The following is a 21,944-nucleotide window of genomic DNA, read 5'->3' as shown; positions in this document are numbered from 1 at the left end:
GACCCGAGGGCACTTCCCAACGGACGATGCTGCAACAAAATTAATCTGGTTGGGATTGCGAAATATCACTGCTAACTGGGGCAAACCGGCACATGACTGGAAGAGTGCGATGAACCAATTTGCGATTCTGTACGGAGATCGATTTATCAGGCCTACCTGGTAAAACTAAGGCCTGCCTGTCGGCAGGCCGTTACCGGCCCGCACACAAAAAATCTGACACTCTCCAAGTGCGATATCCCCAACCAAAAACTCATGCGTGAAATGACTCGACTCAGTTAAACAGTGATCGGTCAATATAGCCTCCACTTTATCAATATCTTCATATGTCTCGGACGATGCAATCCTAGAGTAATTGTATTGCACGCTGCCTGGGTGATTTTTTTCATTCCACATTTGCCACCATCGAACCACGTCATTCCCAGTCCATGGGCAATTCATAATGACAGGATAGGTTCTTTCGACGCCGCCAAAATAAGATAACGCTGTCCGGTAGGCTAGCGACGTGCCCCTCATCGCTTTTCGAATTTTTCCGTTCATCGTCAACGGCACCATGGTGGAGTTGATAATTGTGCTCAATCCTTGCCCGTCTTCTGTACTGTATTTGCAATACAGCACGAACTCTCGCGGAACGTAGTCTTTGTATTCAACGACAGCTTGATCAATCTTCATATCTGGCGGCGGCGACACCATATCCCAATGAAAAGGCAACGCCTCCTCGGAGGTGACCGAAGACTTCGGATGATCGCCTTCAATTTCAGGGCGAACCAGATGAGTACTTCCAAATTTCCACTGTAGCGGCGTACCACGAGTTGAGTACCATGCCTCCAGGTTTTTTATTTGATCAAAATCGTTGAAGCCGCGAAATATAACCACTCCAAAGTGCTTGAGCAAATTCGTCATTGCATTGTTATCAAACTCCTTGACGTCGAATCCGGGCAGCCTATTTTCGATCAGCAGACCGCAATCATGCCTGTATAGCGATATTTTTAATTTGCGTAAACTTTCACCCTGCTCCGGTGTTGTTGGTGTCAACTGCAAGAGTAGCCAATCCTTTTCTTTAAATTGGACGGCGAGCACAATCGCTCCGCCTCGCTCGGCCTCTGTAACCAATTCACGTTTCTTACCGACGATGAATTTACCTGTGCTGGCATCAAACAAAACAGAATTATGCCAAGGCGTTTTGAATACGCCGGATTCAAATAGCTGTATCGAATTTTTTCTTCCGTCTAATGGGTGATCATGTATGCTCAACCTGATACAACTAGGGAATTTTTCACCGATAAATTTATCCAATGCTTTTCCCTGAATCATCATGCCACGGGAAATTTCAGACAACCGACAATTTATAGCGCTCTTCCCTATGCCTTTAATCAACGGCCATTGATCATCTTTCATGAATTTTTTCAAAGCCGTATATTTTTCGTTCGTATCGGAATTGCATTTAATTTCTTCTGAGATTCCCGCCTCGTATTGACTGTCCCCGAATTTAGTCTTTAGCACCTCCATGTAATTCGTCTCATCATGCGAAGCGAATTCAGGGTAGTCCGAAAGACTTTTTATTTTGATGGCATCACCGCAACAAAAAACTTTCACCATCGATTTGAGTGCTTCACAATATCGATGAAAATTGTCTTGGCTAACCGATATATAGCTTGAAAAAGTATGATAATCGGAGAAGATGGTCAGTAATATGCCTGGCTCATAGAGCTCCTCGATGTTACGAATAACCGAGACAATTTTCTTTAGCGCCATCCATTCCGCTAAATCCGGGGTACTTCCTAGACATTTCTCTGTATTCACGCTTTTGCATGGAAATGCAGGTATAACAAATTTGAGCGGCTGACCCAAAGCAACTTGCCGCGCAACCTGATCCTTGAGCGTTTTAAAACCGCGATAGAGAATTTTTTCACGCGATAGAAGTTGCGTCAACAATATGACGATCAGTTCGTCGACCTTGTCTTCAACTTCAGAGCGCAGTCCTACAACATGACTATCATCGACTTTAATAAATTCTGATATTTCAGTTACTTTATATTCGTTCATTTTATGGCCCTTTGTATATGCAGTGATTGATGTCACTTCACATCATCGACAATATGTGTATCATTCTGTACCAGCAGCGCAACGTCATCGAGCGCATGTTCGGCTGGCTGAAGGAGAACCGCCGTATCGTTACGCGCTTCGACAAACTCGCAAAAAATTATGCGACGATGGCCTCACTGGCTTGTGCCATGCGTTATTTGAGATAGCACTTTTCGTACAGAGCCTAGCAATTTGGTCAATATCGACAAAGACTTTTTTCTTCATAACATCGTTGTACAGATCAATTCGCTTGGCATGCTTAGATTTGTAGAACTATTACGGAAAAACAAATTTATACAAATGATCAGTTTTAGTGATGCTTGACACGTCAATGTTCACAATAGTTTTCCTATGCTCATTTTGCTAGAAATGAGAGACTTATTCCTCCAGGAAAGACTAATCAAAAATAATAAATTAAACACCTGTCAGATCTGACAGGTATCAAGACTCTAATGCAATTAACAGGCAAACACTTATCTCGAAATGCCATAACTGAGTTTATTCAGGGGGCATTTGGGGGATTTACGCGCGAGCGATTTGCAAGAGCGAGTAGTTGAGCTCGCTTATTTATGTGTTGCCGATGTGTGTGTTCTGTCATGCAATTGAGGGTCTACATGCGAGTAGGACCGTTCTGATTTTCATCTGGAGTCATCTTCAGTACCCAAGCGTTTGCTACGGTCGCGAGCCAAATACGCGATGGAGTGCCAGAATTGCAGGTTCGTCAGCGCGCGGAAATCTGTACATACAAAAGCATACTTTCGGGTCTCACACTTTCGGATTACCGTCTTGGTCGTCGTCATTTACGAGGCGACCGGGCCTGGAAACCCGTGGAACAATAGCGCACAGGTGCCACTATTTTTATCACGATTGCTGGTGTTTTTGTGCCAGCATATCCGTGTTATGGCGGCTGTGCGCGGGAGGCCTTCGGGTCTGCCGGGTTCCTATTGTCCCGGTTTTCCAGCCTGCGCATAGCTGCCACCCATTCGCCTGGAAACGAACGTGGCGGCTCTTCTCTACATTAGGAGTTAAGCCAATGAGCGTTTCTGATAGGTCGTACCCTCGCAGCACCGCAACCCCCACCACCGCGCAGTTCGGAGGTGCCCAATGATAAACCCAGCCCTCAACAAAACCCTCGGCGTCATCACCTTCTCCACCTGCGGCCAACAGCCGAACCTCCACCGTCTATTGCGCGTCAATGCCGGCGTGCCCATCCGCGATGCCCTGGAGCATGCCTCCGAGCTGCTGCATTGTTCCAAAATGCTCGCGTTGGATGCCGCCATGGACAACAGCGCGGACCGTTATGCTTGGGCGGCGTATTATTTGGGGGCGATGGCAAAGGCGGTGGTGGATGATTTGGCCAATGGGATGTTGCCGAATGGGGTGATGGAGGAGGGGGAGGCCGGTGGTGTGTAAGCGGCTGGTTTGAGGGTATGGCGGCTGGCGTCTTCGCAGGCAAGCCAGCTCCCACATTTGGATCGTGGTGCACCCGCTGAACCGTGTTAGCAGTAAAAAAGACCTTGGGACGCCAAGGTCTTTTTTTGCCGAGCGGTTAGTCAAAGCGTCGTTTGTTCTTCAGCTCCTGCGTACCCCACACTCCTGATGGTGTAAAAACTCGCCCGGCATCACTCGGTCAGCGATTGTGTTGGCTCATCAAATCGGGCGCTAAGCAACGCTTTGGAAAGAGGCGCCGGAACAGGTGGCTTTGGCTTGGGGTAAGCCTCTTGCATTTGGGCTTTATCGCCGTCGCTGATGTCCCAGTTTTCCGATTGACCCCAGCCGCCGGATGTCCAGTCGTCGGTGACCTCGTAATGCATTATCGAATCGCCGTCGTAAGGTTGGTAGCTGTACTTATCACTGCGTTCCAAGGGCAAGATGTTTTTGTCGACGAGGTCCGGGGTCAAACCATAGCGCTTGAGGGTGTCGTCATACGTCTTCTGCTTGTCCCAAGGAATGCCTGAATCGGGGTGTTGGTGAGCGTGCAGTGCGCCCAAGGCATGCCCGAACTCATGCAGCGCTACGAAGCGGAACCTGGTTGAGTGGGTATCCCACGGCAGGATCATCGTGGGCAGGTGGGGCGGTATTTTTTTTGCGCCTGTTCCTACCGCAGAGCCGTAGTTGGTATCGATAGAGTTGAGAGCGATGCGGATGTCGCCGTCCTCGCCCGAGACGAAATCGAACTTGAGATTGACGTAAGGCTTCCATTCGTTGATCGCATCCTTGATCAGCTGTGTCTCTTCTTTGTTAGCGTCATAAAGCGCTATCGTGATCGTCGAACCGTTGGGCCAGAGTTTGGTGGTATCGAGGACGGAGCGTTTGGTTCGCACCGGGCTGACAGGCTGCGCGTCGGGGCTTGAGGCGTTGTCCGCGCAGGCCGTGATTTGAAACGGCTGGAGGAAGCTGGGTGCGTTGATCATAAGCGTTCTCACCGAAAGGCTATGGGAACCTTTGGGTGGTGCCTATGAGGACTACGGTTCCCTGTGCAGGCTTGTTCTGTTCGATCATGCAGTCCGTCGCGGGCCCCCTCCCGCGGTCCAGAGACGCATAGGTGCGTAAGGGGTCAGCCCAGCAAGTGTTTGGAGATGATCCGCGAGATCTCCACAATCGACGTCTTCCCGGTGAATTCAAACTTCACTTTCCCCAGCGACGAAAAGTAAATCTCCAACTCCGAATCCAGATCAAACGTGCCGGATGTTTCCACCGAGTACGCGACGATGTTTTTGTACGGCAGCGAGGTGAAGTCCTTCTTGCTGCCGGTAATCCCCTGCACGTTCACCGCGATGATGCGTTTGGTGGTGAAGATCACGCCATCGCGCATGGCTTTGTAGGCGTCGATCACTTCTTCGCCGTCGAGCAGCAGGGCTGATACGCGTTCGGCGTATTCGTTGTTTTGCTTGAGTTTGAAGAAGCCTTTGTTGTTGAAGTCGATCATGTGCCGGTCCTTGGGTGAATGGGGCGGTAACCGCCTGCGTGTGTGTATGACGTTTTGCTCGCGGATCTGTATCTAACGCCCGACTTTTCAACGCCCTACCATGGCGCCCAGCGCACACCTTAAGGAGCGACACCATGCCCGAACTGTCCAGCTGGCTTGCCTATGGCCTGATCTCACTCGCCATGGTGCTCACGCCCGGGCCGAATATGATTTACCTCATTTCCCGCTCGATTTGCCAGGGGCGTAAGGCCGGGTTGATATCGCTCGGCGGTGTTGCGTTGGGTTTCCTGGTTTATATGTTTTGCGCAGCATTGGGCATCACCGCGTTGGTGATGGCGGTGCCCTTTGCGTACGACGCGCTGCGGCTCGGCGGTGCGGTGTACCTGGTGTACCTGGCCTGGCAGGCGGTGAAGCCGGGTGGCCGTTCGCCCTTTCAAGTGCGGGACTTGCCCCAGGACAGCCCGCGCAAGCTGTTCATGATGGGCTTGGTGACCAACCTGCTGAACCCCAAAGTGGCGGTGATGTATTTGTCGTTGTTGCCGCAGTTCATCGACCCGAACGGCCATGGCAGTGTGCTGACGCAGTCGCTGATCCTGGGTTTTACGCAGATTGCCATCAGCGTGAGCGTTAACTCGGTGATCGCCATCATGGCGGGCTCCATCGCGGTGTTCTTCGTCACCCGGCCGGGTTGGCAGGTGGCGCAGCGTTGGCTGATGGGCTCGGTGCTGATGGGCTTGGCGGTGCGTATGGCGGTTGAAGGCCGGCGGTAAGTGGGTGGTCGCAGCGCGGTGTTTGGTTCCGGAACCTGTGGCAAGCCTGCTCGCCACAATGGCAGTGTTCGTTCCATAGCTAATGGGTCGTTACTCAGCGCGCCATGACGTTGACGATTACATGCAGGATGAAGGCGGGGCCGTAGCAGGGCCGACCGTGTTCATCCTCGATCCGCCAGATGGACGTGACCGTGCAGGTTTCCTTGGGCGCGGCGAATTCCACCGTGAGGTGCACCGGCTGGCCGGGCAGTGTTTCTGCAATAGCGATCTCGTTGTTCAGGCTGCGCAGGTGTGTGTCCATCACCACTTCCAGTGGCGCACCCGTGGCGGTGCGTCGGGCGATCACGTATTCGCCGTCTACTCGCACCAACTTGCGGCCGCGCCAGGGGCGGGTGCCGAGGTTCTGGATCTCCCAGGTCTTGTGAAACGTCTCACCGGGTAACACGACGGTTTGGTCTGGCGTGGTGACGTCAGCATTGAAGACGGCAACGTCGCCAGGGTCTTGCAGGCCGATAGCGCGGTTAGTGGCTGCCATTGAGTGAGCGCCCACCGGAGCGCCTGCCAAATCGGCGAAGTAGCGGAACAGCAGCAGCGGTGAAACGTGAAGCGCCTTGGCCAACTTGATCAGTGTGCGCACCGAGGGATCTTGAGAGGCGCCACCGGCTAACCCGTAAAGGTAGGTTCTGGATATGCCGGCTTCCTTGGCCAGGGTGGTCATGGATTTACCCAGTTCCCGGCTGCGCCGTACGACCAGCGCTCGGAGGGTGTCGCGCGTCTTGATGCTCATCGTTGATTACTCATCCCCAATCCTTGGTGAAAGTCGTTACGTTGTTAGCTAAAAAGGACAACCTGCCCGCCGCAACGTGTAGTGGGCCATGCACACTCGCATCCTGCTGGCGACGTTGTGAAGGACATGGATAGTCCGCGTTTTGATTGGCTATATCCAGTGTCGCGGTTTCTCGCATGCTTGCGACCCCGTGTTTGTTGCATTCCTTTACAACCATCTCTGGATATAGCTATGAAACAGATAAAAGCGTGCTGTGAATCCATTGCTCGATCAGGCTTTGGCACCCTGCAAATCTCAGATGCGATGCAGCAGGACTACAAAAAGATCATTGATGGGTACTCGGCAATTGCCCAAACCACTAAGCAATCATTTTCCTTTGCCGAAGACACTGACGGTTTTTTCCCTTTTGGCGCTGAGTATTCGAGCATCAAAGACCACCCGGACCTGTGTGAGCGCTTCTGTTACTGGCCTGCGCATGCGCCTAAGCGAACGGATCTGGAGTTCACCCAAAGCCCGTTCTTCTCTGCTGTGGATAGCTTTGAGCGCCAGATCAGCGAGCTCGCCCAAGCGTTAATGGACGGCATTTGTGCAGAGTTTGGCGTTGCTCCATTAGCGCCCTTGCGCTTGGCGTCTTACATCCAACTCTGTGTCTACGGTGCTCAGGCCACAAACGGCGTGCGTCAATTTGCTCAGGACCCTCATGAAGATGGGCACATGCTGTCGTTTATCAAGCCTACCCGCGAAGGGCTGGTGTTGGTGAAGGGCGCTTCATTAGAGCCGGTCCGGCTTCTGGAAGGCGAGATTGCAGTGCTGGCAGGTTCGTTGCTCACTGAGCTTTCCGACCAGTCCATTCCTGCTGCCTATCATGCTGTGCTGGCGCCTAAGCAGCCGGTCGCCAGAAGTTCGTTGATTTACTTTGCAAATCCGAGCCCGGAACAGCGACCGACAAGCTTTTTGCGCCGCAAACCGATTGACCTGAATAGCGCCGTCAATGCTCGTCATACCGGTTTTGGCAATCAGCCTATTCAACTTCTCTAATCGCCTCGCGGACTCGAACATTCCATGTTTCCTCACTTCAACGCCCTGTACCTTGAAGGCTTACTCTTGGGCATCGGACTGTTCGCCGCGCCCGGCCCAAAAGACACTTTGGTTATCCGCCAAGGTGTCGGCCGTGGTCCCATCTGGTGGGTGGTCGCTATTTGTGTGCTGGCCGATATCCTCCTGATCGCTATCGGCGTGACGGGGTTAGGGTCTGTGCTGGAAAGTTGGCCGGCGGTGATGGCGCTATTGCTCTTGTCCGGCGCGGCCTATCTGCTGTGATTCGGTGGTCAGCGCTTGTTGGCCTGCATCCGCAGCCAGTCCATGCCGGACACTCAAGGTGGTCACTCGCAAAGGGGGCTATTACGTACGGCGATAGTGCTTGGCTTCGCCAACCCCTACGCCTGGCTTGATACGGTGGTGCTGATCGGCTCTATCGGTGCGGCCAAGCCGGCTGGCCAGCAAGCCCTGTTCGCGACAGGCGCCATGACGGCATCGTTGGTGTGGTTTGTGCTGTTGGCGCTGGGGTGTCAGCGTTTGACATGGCTGTTTCGCGCGCCCGTGGTCTGGCGCTGCTTGGACGCTGGCGTTGCGGTGCTGATGGTTTACTTGGCGGGTATGTTGATCATTGATTCACTGGATATCTTTCAGATAGTCCTTAAGGGTAATCAGCGGAGCGCTTAGCTCATCAAGGCTGTGGACCTGTTGTACATCGGCGGACAGCTTGAGCAACTCACGCCCGAGTACCGTGCCGGCACCGCCTAACGTATTCAGTGCCTGGGCAATACACTCATCAAGCTTCACCTGAATCGTGGCCAAACTCCCCTGACGCACCAACAACCCAAACACTTCCCGCTCATACCCGTCCATGATCAAATCATCGCGCAGAATCGGGCTCGCGCCTTCGGTCTCATGCACCAGCTTGAGAGCAAAAAGCGCGACAGCTTCCAGCGTCAATTCCATGGTCTCGGCTCCTCAACGTCTGCGTTGGCCTGCGCATACTCACTTTTTTACAGACGAAAAAAAAGACCTTGAATTTCAAGGTCTTTCTTTAAGATGGTGCCCCGAGGGAGAATCGAACTCCCACTTCTTTCGAAAACGGATTTTGAATCCGCCGCGTCTACCAATTCCGCCATCAGGGCTCAATGGCGGCGAAGTATAGAGATGAGATTACCGTTGGTCAATCACGTTTCATGGTCTATTTTCACTATTTCCGCTAGACTTCCCGGCCCTGCTAGACGAACCCCATCATGCGCGTTGCTGACTTTACTTTTGAACTCCCTGATTCGCTGATCGCTCGCCACCCTTTGGCCGAGCGTCGCGCCAGTCGACTGCTGACCCTGGACGGGGTGAGCGGTGCCCTCGCACACCGTCAATTCACTGATTTGCTTGAGCATTTGCGCCCTGGCGATTTGATGGTGTTTAACAATACCCGGGTGATTCCGGCACGGCTGTTTTGCCAGAAAGCGTCCGGCGGCAAGCTGGAAATTCTGGTGGAGCGGGTGCTGGACAGCCATCGCGTGCTGGCCCATGTGCGCTCCAGCAAGTCGCCGAAACCGGGGTCGAGCATCCTGATCGATGGCGGTGGCGAGGCCGAGATGGTCGCGCGCCATGACGCGCTGTTCGAGCTCAAGTTTGCCGAAGAGGTGTTGCCGCTTTTGGAGCGCGTCGGCCATATGCCGTTGCCTCCTTATATAGACCGCCCCGACGAAGACTCGGACCGCGAGCGTTATCAGACGGTGTACTCCCAACGCCTGGGTGCGGTGGCCGCGCCAACGGCCGGGCTGCATTTTGACCAGCAGTTGCTGGATGCGATTGCTGCCAAGGGCGTCGAGAGCGCTTATGTGACCCTGCACGTGGGGGCCGGCACGTTTCAGCCGGTGCGTGTGGATAACATCGAAGACCACCATATGCACAGCGAATGGCTGGAAGTCAGCCAGGAAGTCGTGGATGCCGTGGCCGCGTGCAGGGCGCGCGGTGGTCGCGTTGTTGCTGTCGGCACCACCAGCGTGCGCTCGCTGGAGAGTGCGGCGCGTGATGGCGTGCTCAAGCCGTTCAGTGGTGACACCGATATCTTTATTTTCCCAGGCCGGCCGTTCCATGTGGTCGATTGCCTGGTGACCAACTTCCATCTGCCGGAATCCACGCTGTTGATGCTGGTGTCGGCATTTGCCGGTTACCCGCAAACCATGGCCGCTTATCAAGCCGCCATCGCCAACGAGTACCGTTTTTTCAGCTACGGTGATGCGATGTTTATCACCCGTAACCCGGCGCCGACTGCTCCTAAAGAAGCGGGCCCTGAGGAACAACTATGAGTCGTATGTCGTTTGAATTATTGGCTACTGACGGCAAGGCTCGTCGTGGTCGCCTGACCTTTCCACGCGGCACCGTCGAAACCCCGGCTTTCATGCCGGTGGGCACCTACGGCACCGTCAAAGGCATGCTGCCGCGTGACATCGTCGCCACCGGCGCCGAGATCATCCTCGGCAACACCTTCCACCTGTGGCTGCGCCCGGGCACGGAAGTGATCAAAAAGCATGGCGATCTGCATGACTTCATGAAGTGGCAAGGCCCGATCCTCACCGACTCCGGTGGTTTCCAGGTGTTCAGCCTGGGCGCCATGCGCAAGATCAAGGAGGAGGGCGTGACCTTCGCCTCGCCGGTGGACGGCTCCAAGGTGTTCATGGGCCCGGAAGAGTCGATGCAGGTGCAGCGCGACCTGGGCTCCGACATCGTAATGATTTTCGACGAATGCACGCCGTACCCGGCGGATGAAGATGTGGCGCGCATTTCCATGGAGCTGTCGCTGCGTTGGGCCCAGCGTTCGAAGAACGCCCACGGCGACAACACGGCGGCGCTGTTCGGTATCGTCCAGGGCGGCATGCACGAAAGCCTGCGCAAGCGCTCGCTGGAAGGCTTGGACAAGATCGGCTTTGACGGCCTGGCCATCGGCGGTTTGTCGGTGGGCGAGCCCAAGCACGAGATGATCAAGGTGCTGGATTACCTGCCGGGCCTGATGCCAGCTGACAAACCTCGTTACCTTATGGGCGTTGGCAACCCTGAAGATCTCGTAGAGGGTGTGCGCCGCGGTGTGGACATGTTCGATTGCGTGATGCCAACCCGTAATGCCCGCAATGGGCATCTGTTCATCGATACAGGCGTGCTGAAGATCCGTAACGCGTTCCATCGCCATGATGATTCGCCGCTGGATCCCACCTGTGACTGCTACACCTGCCAGAACTTCTCGCGTGCTTATCTGCACCATCTGGACAAGTGCGGGGAAATGCTGGGTAGCATGTTGAATACCATCCACAATTTGCGTCACTACCAAGTCCTGATGGCTGGTTTGCGCGAGGCTATTCAACAGGGTACATTGGCCGCCTTCGTCGATGCCTTCTATGCCAAGCGCGGGCTCCCTGTGCCGCCCTTGGACTGAGTTTTCCGACCCTAAGATTCACTATTTGCAACTGGAGTGCTAAATGAGCTTTTTTATCTCTAATGCCATGGCTGACGCCGCTGCGCCTGCTGCTGCCGGCCCTATGGGCGGTGGTTTCGAGTGGATTTTCCTGGTCGGCTTCCTGGTCATCTTCTACCTGATGATCTGGCGTCCACAGGCCAAGCGCGCCAAAGAGCAGAAAAACCTGCTGGGCAGCCTGCAGAAAGGCGACGAAGTCGTGACCACTGGCGGCATCGCCGGCAAGATCACCAAAGTTTCCGATGCTTTCGTGGTTCTGGAAGTGTCCGACACCGTTGAAATGAAGTTCCAGAAGGGCGCCATCGCCGCCACGCTGCCAAAAGGCACGCTCAAAGCGATCTGAGTAACAACTTTTACCAATCGACGGGGCGCGCAAGGCGCCCCGCGTTATAAGCGGGCGGCGTGATGCTGAACAAATACCCTCTGTGGAAATACCTACTGATCCTGGCGGTGCTGGCGATCGGTTTTATTTATTCCGCTCCCAATCTTTATCCTGATGACCCTGCGATCCAGATCACGGGCGCCAGCACTTCGCTGCAGGTCAATCAGGCTGACCTGGAACGCGCGAGCAAAGCGCTCACCGACGCGGGCATCCAGGTTAAAGCGGCAACGTTGGCGGCTGATGCGAAGGGCGGTTTGTTGCGCCTGGCCAAGCAGGAAGACCAATTGCCGGCTAAAGATGTTGTGCGCAAGGCCATGGGTGACGACTACGTTGTCGCGCTGAACCTGGCGCAGACCACGCCAAAATGGCTGCGAGCCATTGGCGCGCACCCGATGAAGCTGGGTCTGGACTTGTCCGGTGGTGTGCACTTCCTGCTGGAAGTCGACATGGACAAAGCCCTTGACGCACGCCTGAAAGTCTACGAAGGCGATGTGAAGAGCCTGCTGCGTAAAGAGAAACTGCGTTATCGCAGCCTCCCGCAGCTTAACGGTGCCATCCAGTTGGGCTTCGCTGACGAAGCGTCCCGCGAACAGGCCCGTGCGCTGGTCCGCAAGAACTTCAACGATTTCGACATCGTACCGGCCGACCTTAATGGTCAACCTGTACTGCGTCTGGCGATGACCCCAGCCAAGCTGGCGGAAATCCGCGAATACTCCATCAAGCAGAACTTGACCACGGTACGTAACCGCGTCAACGAGCTGGGTGTGGCCGAGCCGATCGTGCAGCGTCAGGGTGCCAACCGCATTGTGGTTGAGCTGCCGGGCGTGCAGGACACCGCTGAAGCCAAGCGTATCCTGGGTAAAACCGCCAATCTGGAGTTCCGCCTGGCGGCTGAGCCGGGTGCTTCGCGCGCCACTGCAGAAGAATTCGAGTTCCGCGAAGGCAACCGTCCTCCTGCATTGATCGAGCGTGGCTTGATCATCACCGGTGACCAGGTAACCGACGCCAAGGCGGGTTTCGACTCGCAGCACGGCTCTCCTGAAGTGAACATCCGTTTGGATGGTCACGGCGGTGAGCTGATGAGCCGCGCCACGCGCAGTAATGTCGGTCGCAGCATGGCGGTGATCTTCATCGAGCAGCGCCCGGTCACTACTTACACCAAGCAAATGGTCGACGGCGTCGAGAAAGACGTGCCGGTGCAGACCTTCAAAGAAGAGAAGAAGATCATCAGCCTGGCGACTATCCAGTCGCCGCTGGGTGCTCAATTCCGCATCACTGGCCTGAACGGCCAGGGTGAATCGTCCGAACTGGCGCTGTTGCTGCGTGCTGGTGGCTTGGCGGCGCCGATGTACTTCGCTGAAGAGCGCACCATTGGCCCGAGCCTGGGTGCCGACAACATCACCAAAGGTATCGACGCAGCCTTGTGGGGCATGCTGTTTGTGTCGCTGTTCATCATCGCTATCTACCGCTTCTTCGGCGTCATTGCCACCGTGGCCCTGGCGGGCAACATGGTGATGCTGCTGGCCTTGATGTCGCTGCTAGGCGCTACGCTGACCCTGCCAGGTATCGCTGGTATCGTACTTACCATGGGGATGGCGGTAGACGCCAACGTGCTGATCTTCTCGCGGATTCGTGAAGAGATTGCGGCGGGCATGACCGTGCAGCGTGCAATCAACGAAGGCTTCGGCCGGGCATTTACCGCGATTCTCGACTCCAACTTGACCACCTTACTGGTCGGCGGGATTCTCTTTGCCATGGGCACCGGCCCCGTCAAAGGTTTTGCGGTGACCATGTCCCTCGGTATCTTTACCTCGATGTTCACGGCCATCATGGTGACCCGCGCAATGGTCAACCTGATCTTTGGCGGGCGTGACTTCAAGAAGTTGTGGATTTAAGGGGCTGCCATGTTACGTACAATCAACTTCATGGGCGTTCGCAACGTTGCGTTCGGCGTCACTGTGCTCCTTACCGTTCTGGCGTTGTTCAGCTGGTTCCATAAGGGCCTGAACTACGGTCTGGACTTCACCGGCGGTACGCTCATCGAGCTGACCTACGAGAAGCCGGCCGACGTCACCCTGGTGCGCAACGAGCTGGTCAAGGCCGGCTATCACGAGGCCATCGTGCAGAGCTTTGGTGCGACTACCGACCTGCTGGTGCGTATGCCCGGTGAAGACCCGCAACTGGGTCACCAGGTAGCCGAGGCCTTGCAGAAGGTTGGCGGCGATAACCCCGCGTCGGTAAAGCGCGTTGAGTTCGTGGGGCCGCAGGTGGGTGAAGAGCTGCGCGACCAAGGCGGCCTCGGCATGCTGATGGCGCTGGGCGGCATCATGATCTACCTGGCGTTCCGCTTTCAGTGGAAGTTCGGTGTAGGCGCCATTGTGTCGCTGATCCACGACGTGATCGTGACCGTGGGTATCCTGTCCTACTTCCAGATCACCTTCGATCTCACGGTATTGGCGGCGGTGCTGGCGATCATTGGTTACTCGCTCAACGACACCATTGTGGTATTCGACCGGGTTCGTGAGAACTTCCGCGTACTGCGCAAAGCGACGTTGATCGAGAACATCAACATCTCCACCACCCAGACCCTGCTGCGGACCATGGCAACGTCGATCTCCACTTTGCTGGCGATTGGTGCATTGATGATCTTTGGTGGCGACAACCTGTGGGGCTTCTCCCTGGCGCTGTTCATTGGCGTTCTGGCGGGCACCTACTCGTCGATCTACATCGCCAACGTGGTGCTGATCTGGCTGAACCTCAACAGCGAAGATTTGATCCCTCCTGCTGCCAACGGCAAGGAGGTCGACGACCGCCCTTGATGGGCGCTTGTTGACACGCTGTTACAAAGAAGGCGCGAGTATTGAACTCGCGCCTTTTTTTTTGCTCCAAGGCTGGGTATAGCGCGGACGTTTCGGTCCGCTTGTGATGGTCAGGAGGTTCACGTGAACAAGTCATTGCTGGTTGGTGCGGTATTGGGTGCTGTCGGTGTAACCGCCGGGGGTGCTGTTGCCACCTACAGCTTGGTAAAAAGCGGCCCTGAGTATGCGCAAGTGCTGGCGGTGCAGCCGGTGAAAACCCAGATTAAAACCCCGCGCGAGGTCTGCAAGGACGTCGCCGTGACTCGGCAGAAGCCGGTACAAGATCAGCATCAGATCGTCGGCACCGTGGTGGGTGCTCTGGCCGGTGGCCTGTTGGGCAACCAGGTCGGTGGCGGTAATGGCAAGAAGCTGGCTACCGTAGCCGGTGCGGTCGGCGGCGGTTATGCCGGTAACAAGGTTCAGGAAGGCATGCAGAACCGCGATACCTACACCACCACGCAAACCCGTTGTAACACCGTCAACGACATCAGCGACAAGGTTGTCGGCTATGACGTGCGGTACAACCTGAATGGTAAAGAAGGTTCGGTGCGCATGGACCGTGATCCAGGCGGCCAGATTCCAGTCGATAAAGAAGGTCGTTTGATCTTGGGTCAAAACCAGCAGCAGTAATTGCAGGCAGGTGCATTCAAAATGTGGGAGAGGGCTTGCTCCCGATAGCGTTGGGTCAGTCGACAGAAGTGTCGATTGCCAGAGTGCTACCTGGAGCAAGCCCTCTCCCGCATTTGATTTGTGTTGTTGCTGATATTTCAGTATTGCCAAAATCCCAGGCATAAAAAAAGCACCCTTAGCAGACTGTGTGAAAACCTAGCAATCTGCGCAGCGCTCAAAGAAAATGCTCCGTATCGAAAGATACGGAGCATTTTTCGTTATGGCCTATATCCAAGGAGAGTCCCGCAGCCAGACCAGTCTGCTCCAGGTCTCGTTGGAGGAATTGATCCCTGAGGATCACCTCGTTCGCGTCATTGATCTCTTAATGAACTCGATGGGCCTGCAGCAATTCAACACCCAAGAAAGCGATGCCCGAATGATGCGCACGCCCAAAGGGCCGCGGGTGGCTTACAGCGTACAAACCGCCGTGGACGCCGCACATTGCCTGATCCTGCACCATGAAGTGACCCAGGATGGCGATGACCGTAAGCAACTCGAGCCAATGGCCAAGGCCTCAAAAGAACATCTGGAACAAGATGCCCTGAGCGTGGCAGCCGATGCTGGCTACTCCAACGTCGCTATGTCTCACGCCATGCCCATGAGGAAGCCTTTGAGCGAATGGAGCAGCGAATGCTGGCGCATCCGCAGATGATGGCCAACCGAAGATCCATCGTTGAGCACCCTTTCGGAAACCTCAAGCAATGGCTATTTGTGAATGGTCGTTTCCTGTTGCGCCAGTTGGAGGGCGCAAAAGCAGAAATGGCCTTGGCGGTGAACGCTTATAACCTTAAGCGAGCGATTAGCGTGCTCGGAGCCCGCCAGTTGATGGAGCTGATGGGCTGAAACGCCTTTCTTCATCTATTGCTCGCACAAAAACAAACGCCCCGAACAAGTCGGGGCGTTTGTTGAGCTGGCCTTCAGTGCGTTTTCACACAGTCTGCGTAGGCTGCTTTTTTGTGCTCGCTCGCTTAACGCTTCAGCGAAGCCGGCAGGTGCGGCTGGATCGCCGTCAGTACTGCCTTGAAGCATTTGGTGTTACCGGCAACGACGTGGCCTTTCTCAAGGAAGTCGTGACCACCGGTGAAGTCGCTCACCAGGCCGCCTGCTTCCTGGATCAGCAGGGCGCCTGCAGCCATGTCCCACTCGGACAGGCCCGACTCCCAGAACGCATCAAAACGACCGGCAGCCACGTAGGCCAAGTCCAGGCTGGCGGCGCCGGCGCGACGGATGCCGGCGGTCTGGCCAACCAGGGCACGGAACATGCCCAGGTAGTTTTCCAGGTTGTCCATCTGGTCGTCACGGAACGGGAAGCCCGTGCCCAGCAGGGCACCGTCCAGGCTGGTACGACCGCTTACACGCAGGCGGCGGCCGTTCAGCTGGGCGCCACGGCCACGGCTGGCGGTGAATTCTTCCTGGCGAACCGGGTCGAGTACAACGGCGTGTTCCAGGCGGCCACGGTATTTGCAGGCAATGCTCACAGCAAAGTGTGGGATGCCGCGCAGGAAGTTGGTGGTGCCATCCAGTGGGTCGATGATCCACAGGTAGTCTTCGCCTTCGCCGCTGCCTTTGTGCAAACCGGTTTCTTCACCGAGGATGCCGTGGGTAGGGTAGGCCTTGCGCAGCGCGTCGATGATCTTCTGTTCGGCAGCGCGATCCACCTCGGACACATAGTCCTTGGCGTCTTTTTCGTCGACCTTGATGGTATCCAGGCGCTCGATGGAGCGGAAGATCAATTCACTGGCGCTGCGGGCGGCGCGCAGCGCGATATTCAGCATGGGCTGCATGGATGTGTCACCTAAGGTTGTTAAAGAAAGCCGAGCATTCTAGCAGAAACTTTCTTCAGGTGAAGGACGACGTTAGCTTTCATGGCATAACCTTAGGCTGTTCTGTAAGATTTGCTCCCCTTTCCCGTGTCCGAGAGCGCCTCCCTTGCTGCAAAACATTCGTGTCGTCTTGGTCAATACCAGTCATCCCGGCAACATCGGCGGGGTGGCGCGAGCCATGAAAAAAATGGGGCTGACGCGCCTGGTGCTGGTCGAACCGCGCGTGTTCCCGCACCACGAGGCCGATGCCCGTGCGTCCGGCGCCAATGACATCCTGGAAAAAGCCCAGGTTGTCGCCACGCTGGAAGACGCCTTGGTCGGCTGCAACTTGGTGCTCGGCACCAGTGCGCGTGACCGTCGTATCCCCTGGCCGTTGCTGGATCCGCGCGAATGCGGCACCAAAGTAGTGGAAGAGGCCGTCGGCGGCGCTGAAATCGCCTTGGTGTTCGGTCGTGAAGATTCCGGCCTGACCAATGAAGAGCTGCAGCGATGTCATTACCACGTGCACATTCCATCAGATCCTGAGTTCAGCTCGCTGAACCTCGGGGCAGCGGTGCAGGTGTTGAGTTATGAGGTGCGCATGGCTTGGCTGGCTGCTGAAGGTCAGCCGAGCAAAGTGGAAAAGGACGAGGTGGCTTCGACCAAAAGTGACGAGCTGGCCACGATGGACGAGCTGGAGCGGTTCTATGAGCACTTGGAGCAAACTCTGGTGGCCATCGAGTTCCTCGATCCGGAAAAACCACGTCACTTGATGGCGCGCTTGCGTCGCCTGTACGGGCGCAGCTCGGTGAGCCGAGCGGAAATGAATATATTGCGTGGCATCCTCACGGAAACCCAGAAAGCGGCCCGTGGCGAGCTTCTTAAGCGGAAGGATTAAAAATGTTCGAGCGTTTGCGAGAAGATATCCAGAGTGTTTTCCACCGTGACCCGGCGGCGCGCAACGCCTTTGAAGTGCTGACCTGCTACCCGGGCATGCACGCGATCTGGATTCACCGCCTCTCCGGCGTGTTGTGGGGCATGGGCTGGAAATGGCTGGCGCGGCTGGTGTCGAACTTCGGCCGCTGGCTGACCGGGATCGAGATTCACCCGGGCGCCAAGGTGGGGCGTCGCTTCTTCATCGACCACGGCATGGGTATCGTGATTGGCGAGACCGCCGAAATAGGTGATGACGTGACGCTTTATCAGGGCGTGACCCTTGGTGGTACCAGTTGGAATAAGGGTAAGCGCCACCCGACCTTGGGTGATGGTGTGGTGGTGGGGGCGGGTGCCAAGGTGCTCGGTCCATTTACCGTGGGTGCGGGTGCCAAGGTCGGCTCCAATGCGGTGGTGACCAAAGCGGTGCCGCCTGGCGCCACCGTCGTGGGTATTCCGGGTCGCATCATCGTCAAGCCGGAAGTCGGCGACGAGCAGGAAGCCAAGCGCAAGGCCATGGCCGAGAAGATCGGCTTCGATGCCTACGGCGTCAGCGAAGACATGCCCGATCCGGTGGCCCGCGCCATCGGTCAGTTACTTGACCACTTGCAAGCGGTGGATGGCAAGTTGGACGGTATGTGTGGCGCGCTGAAGGAGTTGGGCAGCAGCTATTGCGCCAAGGATCTGCCTGAGTTGCGTGAAGAGGACTTCGCTGAGATCAAGAGCGAAGCGGCCACCACCAAGGCTGGTTGAGGTCTCGCAGTCACTGCAAATCCCCTTTGGGAGGGGGGCTTGCTCCCGAAGGCAGTGGGTCAGTCACTCACTATATTGACTGATCCACCGCTATCGGGAGCAAGCCCCTCCCACATTTGATCTTCATTGTGTCAGGCAGTGCTGGTTGTCCGCAGTCGCTGTTCGATCCCGCCCCACCCTGCTATGATTCGCGCGCCCTTTTTACGGGTAATCCTGACTAAAGTACTAGGTCTTATAGTTGACTTAAATACTCGGGAATCGCATACTTGCTCCCATTCTGAAACACCTTGGTACTTGTCCATGAGACTGACTACAAAAGGCCGATACGCGGTAACCGCCATGCTAGACCTGGCCTTGCACGCGCAAACTGGGCCGGTGTCCCTGGCCGATATCTCCGAGCGCCAAGGCATTTCCCTGTCCTACCTCGAACAGCTGTTCGCCAAATTGCGCCGTAGCAACTTGGTTTCCAGCGTGCGTGGGCCGGGCGGCGGCTACCAACTGTCCCGCGATATGCAGGGCATCCAGGTAGCCCAGGTGATCGACGCGGTCAACGAATCCGTCGATGCCACCAAGTGCCAGGGTTTGGGTGATTGCCACGCCGGCGACACCTGCCTGACGCACCACTTGTGGTGTGACTTGAGCTTGCAGATCCATGAGTTTTTGAGTGGTATCAGCTTGGCTGATCTTGTGACTCGCCGTGAGGTGCAAGAAGTAGCCCAGCGTCAGGACCAGCGCCGTTGCAACACCAAGGCGCCGCGTCTGGACAAGATCGAAGCGTCCGCCGTCGAGTGACAGCCGCAGAGCTAACGGCACGCCAGCCAGCCTGATTTAGGAGAAAGTCCATGAAATTGCCGATTTACCTTGATTACTCAGCGACCACCCCGGTTGATCCGCGTGTCGCGCAAAAGATGAGCGAATGCCTGCTGGTTGACGGAAACTTCGGCAACCCGGCCTCCCGTTCCCACGTATTCGGCTGGAAAGCCGAGGAAGCGGTCGAGAATGCTCGTCGCCAAGTTGCTGACCTGGTGGGCGCCGACCCACGCGAAATCGTCTGGACCTCCGGTGCAACCGAGTCCGACAACCTGGCAATCAAGGGTGCGGCGCATTTCTACGCGACCAAAGGCAAACACCTGATCACCACCAAGATTGAGCACAAGGCTGTCCTCGACACCATGCGCCAACTGGAGCGTGAAGGTTTTGAGGTTACCTACCTCGAGCCAACCACCGACGGTATCGTCACCCCGGCCATGATCGAAGCCGCGCTGCGTGAAGACACCATCCTGGTTTCTGTGATCCACGTGAACAACGAAATCGGCACCATCAACGACATCGCGGCCATCGGCGAGCTGACCCGTTCCAAGGGTATCCTGTTGCACGTCGACGCTGCTCAGTCCACCGGCAAGGTCGACATCGACCTGTCCAAGCTTAAAGTCGACCTGATGTCGTTCTCGGCCCACAAGACCTACGGTCCTAAAGGCATTGGCGCGCTGTACGTGAGCCGCAAGCCTCGCGTGCGGATCGAAGCCACCATGCACGGCGGCGGTCACGAGCGCGGCATGCGTTCCGGCACCCTGGCGACCCACCAGATCGTCGGCATGGGCGAAGCTTTCCGTGTGGCCAAAGAAGACATGGCTGCCGAAAACGTGCGCATCAAGGCCCTCAGCGATCGCTTTTACAAGCAGGTCGAAAACCTTGAAGAGCTGTACATCAACGGCAGCATGACCGCCCGTGTACCGCACAACCTGAATTTGAGCTTCAACTACGTCGAAGGCGAGTCGCTGATCATGGCGCTCAAGGACCTGGCGGTTTCGTCCGGCTCGGCCTGCACCTCGGCCTCGCTTGAGCCTTCGTACGTATTGCGCGCCCTGGGCCGCAACGACGAACTTGCACACAGCTCGATCCGCTTTACGTTCGGCCGCTTCACCACCGAAGAGCAAATCGACTACGCCGCGCAGAAAGTCTGCGAAGCCGTCAACAAGCTGCGCGTTCTGTCGCCGCTGTGGGACATGTACAAAGACGGTGTCGACATTTCCAAGATCGAGTGGGCGGCACACTAAATATAGAAGCCGCCACCCAAGCTCTGTAGAAACGTGGCGGAAAACGCAGGCGTTTTTACAGGGTTCCAGAGCGGCCCTGATGAGTGAGGATTCAGTACCATGGCTTACAGCGAAAAGGTCATCGACCACTACGAAAACCCGCGCAACGTCGGCAAGATGAACGCGGAAGACCCTGATGTCGGCACTGGCATGGTCGGCGCTCCGGCGTGCGGCGACGTTATGCGCCTGCAGATCAAGGTCAACGACGCTGGCGTTATCGAAGACGCCAAGTTCAAGACTTACGGCTGCGGTTCTGCCATTGCCTCCAGCTCCCTCGCTACCGAGTGGATGAAAGGCAAGACCCTGGATGAGGCTGTCACTATCAGCAACACCCAGCTGGCCGAAGAACTGGCCCTGCCGCCGGTGAAAATTCACTGCTCCGTACTCGCAGAAGACGCTATCAAAGCGGCCGTTCGCGACTACAAGCAGAAGAAAGGCTTGATCTAAGCATTTGGCGACGAGTAAGGAGTCAACGATGGCTATCAGCATGACAGAAGCGGCTGCGCAGCACATTCGCCGCTCCCTGAATGGGCGCGGTAAAGGTGAGGGGATTCGTCTGGGTGTTCGCACCACGGGCTGTTCCGGCCTTGCCTACGTGCTGGAGTTTGTCGACGAGGTGGTTGAAGAGGATCAGGTGTTCGAAAGTCACGGTGAGAAAGTGATCATCGACCCTAAAAGCCTCACCTACCTGGACGGCACCGAGCTCGATTTCGTCAAGGAAGGGTTGAACGAAGGCTTCAAGTTCAACAACCCCAACGTACGCGGTGAATGTGGCTGCGGCGAAAGCTTCAACATCTGAGGCTATTTGTGGGTACTCCTTGTCATTTCGCTTTATTCGAGCTGCAGCCGAGCTTTCGGCTGGACCTCGAGCAGCTTGCCACGCGCTACCGAGAATTGGCGCGTGGTGTGCATCCGGACCGCTTCGCTGACGCTTCCGAGCGTGAGCAACGCCTGGCGCTGGAGCAGTCGGCCAGCCTCAATGAAGCCTATCAGACGCTTAAAAGCCCCCCGAAACGCGCGCGTTACCTGCTTGCGATGAACGGTGGTGAGTTGCCGATTGAAGTCACGGTGCACGACCCGGACTTCCTGATGCAGCAGATGCAGTGGCGTGAAGAACTCGAAGAATTGCAGGACGAGGCCGATGTGGCCGGCGTCGCAGTCTTCAAACGCCGTCTGAAAGTGGCCCAGGATGAGCTCAACGAAAGCTTCGCAGCCTGTTGGGATGATGCAGCGCAACGTGAACAGGCCGAACGCCTGATGCGGCGCATGCAGTTCCTCGACAAGCTCACCTACGAAGTGCGCCAGCTAGAAGAGCGCCTCGACGATTAACCCAGTGCTGCCCGTGCACGCCTGATAGACAGATAAGACCT

22 protein-coding genes, 1 tRNA gene and 4 pseudogenes are annotated in these 21,944 nt (G+C 56.2%); 20 read left to right on the top strand and 7 right to left on the bottom strand.

The annotated features are described in order from the left end of the window. Positions 1–163: pseudogene (locus tag E0F99_RS05045) on the top strand (IS256 family transposase); the annotation flags it as partial. 2 nt (positions 164–165) lie between these two features. Here the strand turns inward: E0F99_RS05045 and E0F99_RS05040 are convergent. Further along, a complete protein-coding gene (locus E0F99_RS05040; RefSeq protein WP_083356852.1) occupies positions 166–2,043 on the bottom strand; it encodes an L-tyrosine/L-tryptophan isonitrile synthase family protein in 1,878 nt (625 codons plus the stop codon). A 68-nt stretch (positions 2,044–2,111) separates the two neighbouring features. On the opposite strand from E0F99_RS05040, the pseudogene E0F99_RS05035 reads away from it, so the two are divergent. Next, positions 2,112–2,249 (top strand): annotated as a pseudogene (locus E0F99_RS05035) (transposase); the annotation flags it as partial. Positions 2,250–3,186: 937 nt separating this feature from the next. Then, positions 3,187–3,495: a DUF3077 domain-containing protein gene (locus tag E0F99_RS05030; RefSeq protein ID WP_083356853.1), complete on the top strand. Its 309-nt coding sequence runs from the start codon at positions 3,187–3,189 to the stop codon at positions 3,493–3,495. A gap of 209 nt (positions 3,496–3,704) precedes the next feature. Here the strand turns inward: E0F99_RS05030 and E0F99_RS05025 are convergent, their stop codons facing one another. Together E0F99_RS05025 and E0F99_RS05020 are read right to left on the bottom strand one after the other, a co-directional pair. Next, a complete protein-coding gene (locus E0F99_RS05025; protein ID WP_083356854.1) occupies positions 3,705–4,496 on the bottom strand; it encodes a matrixin family metalloprotease in 792 nt (263 codons plus the stop codon). Positions 4,497–4,639: 143 nt separating this feature from the next. Then, entirely contained in the window at positions 4,640–5,011 is a 372-nt protein-coding gene (locus tag E0F99_RS05020; protein ID WP_083356855.1) for a PH domain-containing protein, read from the bottom strand. 134 nt (positions 5,012–5,145) lie between these two features. Between E0F99_RS05020 and E0F99_RS05015 the strand changes: the two genes are divergently transcribed. Beyond that, positions 5,146–5,781 (top strand): LysE family translocator, encoded by a 636-nt coding sequence (locus E0F99_RS05015; RefSeq protein ID WP_083356856.1) that lies wholly within the window; start codon positions 5,146–5,148, stop codon positions 5,779–5,781. Positions 5,782–5,875: 94 nt separating this feature from the next. Here E0F99_RS05015 and E0F99_RS05010 read toward each other — a convergent pair whose 3' ends face one another. Then, complete coding sequence (locus E0F99_RS05010; RefSeq protein WP_083356857.1) at positions 5,876–6,568, bottom strand: NBR1-Ig-like domain-containing protein; 693 nt, start codon at positions 6,566–6,568, stop codon at positions 5,876–5,878. Positions 6,569–6,799: 231 nt separating this feature from the next. Here E0F99_RS05010 and E0F99_RS05005 point away from each other — a divergent pair, with 231 nt between their 5' ends. Continuing rightward, the gene (locus tag E0F99_RS05005; protein WP_083356858.1) at positions 6,800–7,606 is read left to right on the top strand and encodes an isopenicillin N synthase family oxygenase; all 807 of its coding nucleotides are present in this window, start codon (positions 6,800–6,802) and stop codon (positions 7,604–7,606) included. Between the two features lie 24 nt (positions 7,607–7,630). Further along, positions 7,631–8,290 (top strand): annotated as a pseudogene (locus E0F99_RS05000) (LysE/ArgO family amino acid transporter). Here E0F99_RS05000 and E0F99_RS04995 read toward each other — a convergent pair. Next, positions 8,240–8,569: a hypothetical protein gene (locus E0F99_RS04995; protein ID WP_083356859.1), complete on the bottom strand. Its 330-nt coding sequence runs from the start codon at positions 8,567–8,569 to the stop codon at positions 8,240–8,242. The pseudogene E0F99_RS05000 and the gene E0F99_RS04995 overlap by 51 nt on opposite strands. Before the next feature lie 94 nt (positions 8,570–8,663). Continuing rightward, positions 8,664–8,748 (bottom strand) — tRNA-Leu (locus tag E0F99_RS04990). A gap of 108 nt (positions 8,749–8,856) precedes the next feature. On the opposite strand from E0F99_RS04990, the gene queA reads away from it, so the two are divergent. The 7 genes and pseudogenes from queA to E0F99_RS04955 all read left to right on the top strand — a co-directional run. Beyond that, complete coding sequence (queA, locus tag E0F99_RS04985; protein WP_130908719.1) at positions 8,857–9,921, top strand: tRNA preQ1(34) S-adenosylmethionine ribosyltransferase-isomerase QueA; 1,065 nt, start codon at positions 8,857–8,859, stop codon at positions 9,919–9,921. A 5-nt stretch (positions 9,922–9,926) separates the two neighbouring features. Then, positions 9,927–11,042 (top strand): tRNA guanosine(34) transglycosylase Tgt, encoded by a 1,116-nt coding sequence (gene tgt / locus E0F99_RS04980; RefSeq protein WP_165447603.1) that lies wholly within the window; start codon positions 9,927–9,929, stop codon positions 11,040–11,042. Between the two features lie 43 nt (positions 11,043–11,085). After that, complete coding sequence (gene yajC, locus E0F99_RS04975; protein ID WP_003175975.1) at positions 11,086–11,424, top strand: preprotein translocase subunit YajC; 339 nt, start codon at positions 11,086–11,088, stop codon at positions 11,422–11,424. Between the two features lie 62 nt (positions 11,425–11,486). Then, the gene (gene secD, locus E0F99_RS04970) at positions 11,487–13,358 is read left to right on the top strand and encodes a protein translocase subunit SecD (RefSeq protein WP_083356861.1); all 1,872 of its coding nucleotides are present in this window, start codon (positions 11,487–11,489) and stop codon (positions 13,356–13,358) included. Positions 13,359–13,367: 9 nt separating this feature from the next. Further along, the gene (gene secF, locus E0F99_RS04965) at positions 13,368–14,282 is read left to right on the top strand and encodes a protein translocase subunit SecF (protein WP_083356862.1); all 915 of its coding nucleotides are present in this window, start codon (positions 13,368–13,370) and stop codon (positions 14,280–14,282) included. Positions 14,283–14,405: 123 nt separating this feature from the next. Further along, positions 14,406–14,951 carry a glycine zipper 2TM domain-containing protein gene (locus tag E0F99_RS04960; protein WP_083356863.1) on the top strand — a complete coding sequence of 182 codons (546 nt, stop codon included), beginning with the start codon at positions 14,406–14,408 and terminating at the stop codon, positions 14,949–14,951. Between the two features lie 361 nt (positions 14,952–15,312). Beyond that, positions 15,313–15,833 (top strand): annotated as a pseudogene (locus tag E0F99_RS04955) (transposase); the annotation flags it as partial. 125 nt (positions 15,834–15,958) lie between these two features. Here the strand turns inward: E0F99_RS04955 and suhB are convergent. Continuing rightward, positions 15,959–16,774: a type III secretion system regulator SuhB gene (suhB, locus tag E0F99_RS04950; protein WP_003175971.1), complete on the bottom strand. Its 816-nt coding sequence runs from the start codon at positions 16,772–16,774 to the stop codon at positions 15,959–15,961. Between the two features lie 145 nt (positions 16,775–16,919). Here suhB and trmJ point away from each other — a divergent pair, with 145 nt between their 5' ends. From trmJ to hscB, 7 genes are all read left to right on the top strand, one after another. Beyond that, complete coding sequence (trmJ, locus tag E0F99_RS04945) at positions 16,920–17,690, top strand: tRNA (cytosine(32)/uridine(32)-2'-O)-methyltransferase TrmJ (RefSeq protein WP_130908717.1); 771 nt, start codon at positions 16,920–16,922, stop codon at positions 17,688–17,690. Positions 17,691–17,692: 2 nt separating this feature from the next. Beyond that, on the top strand, positions 17,693–18,478 hold the full coding sequence (gene cysE / locus E0F99_RS04940) for a serine O-acetyltransferase (RefSeq protein ID WP_083356864.1): 786 nt from the start codon (positions 17,693–17,695) through the stop codon (positions 18,476–18,478). Between the two features lie 300 nt (positions 18,479–18,778). Beyond that, positions 18,779–19,270, top strand: coding sequence for a Fe-S cluster assembly transcriptional regulator IscR (gene iscR, locus E0F99_RS04935; protein ID WP_003194020.1), 492 nt, complete (start codon positions 18,779–18,781; stop codon positions 19,268–19,270). 50 nt (positions 19,271–19,320) lie between these two features. Further along, complete coding sequence (locus tag E0F99_RS04930) at positions 19,321–20,535, top strand: IscS subfamily cysteine desulfurase (RefSeq protein ID WP_065874523.1); 1,215 nt, start codon at positions 19,321–19,323, stop codon at positions 20,533–20,535. A gap of 99 nt (positions 20,536–20,634) precedes the next feature. Further along, positions 20,635–21,021 (top strand): Fe-S cluster assembly scaffold IscU, encoded by a 387-nt coding sequence (iscU, locus tag E0F99_RS04925; RefSeq protein ID WP_003175965.1) that lies wholly within the window; start codon positions 20,635–20,637, stop codon positions 21,019–21,021. A gap of 28 nt (positions 21,022–21,049) precedes the next feature. Next, on the top strand, positions 21,050–21,373 hold the full coding sequence (iscA, locus tag E0F99_RS04920) for an iron-sulfur cluster assembly protein IscA (RefSeq protein WP_003209680.1): 324 nt from the start codon (positions 21,050–21,052) through the stop codon (positions 21,371–21,373). Positions 21,374–21,381: 8 nt separating this feature from the next. Then, a complete protein-coding gene (hscB, locus tag E0F99_RS04915) occupies positions 21,382–21,903 on the top strand; it encodes a co-chaperone HscB (RefSeq protein ID WP_083356865.1) in 522 nt (173 codons plus the stop codon). Positions 21,904–21,944 lie beyond the last annotated feature (41 nt).

This window comes from Pseudomonas antarctica (assembly GCF_900624995.1).
In the GTDB taxonomy this organism is placed as follows: domain Bacteria; phylum Pseudomonadota; class Gammaproteobacteria; order Pseudomonadales; family Pseudomonadaceae; genus Aquipseudomonas; species Aquipseudomonas antarctica.
Note: the sequence above shows the minus strand (reverse complement) of the source record. Positions and strands in the feature narration are given on the sequence as shown.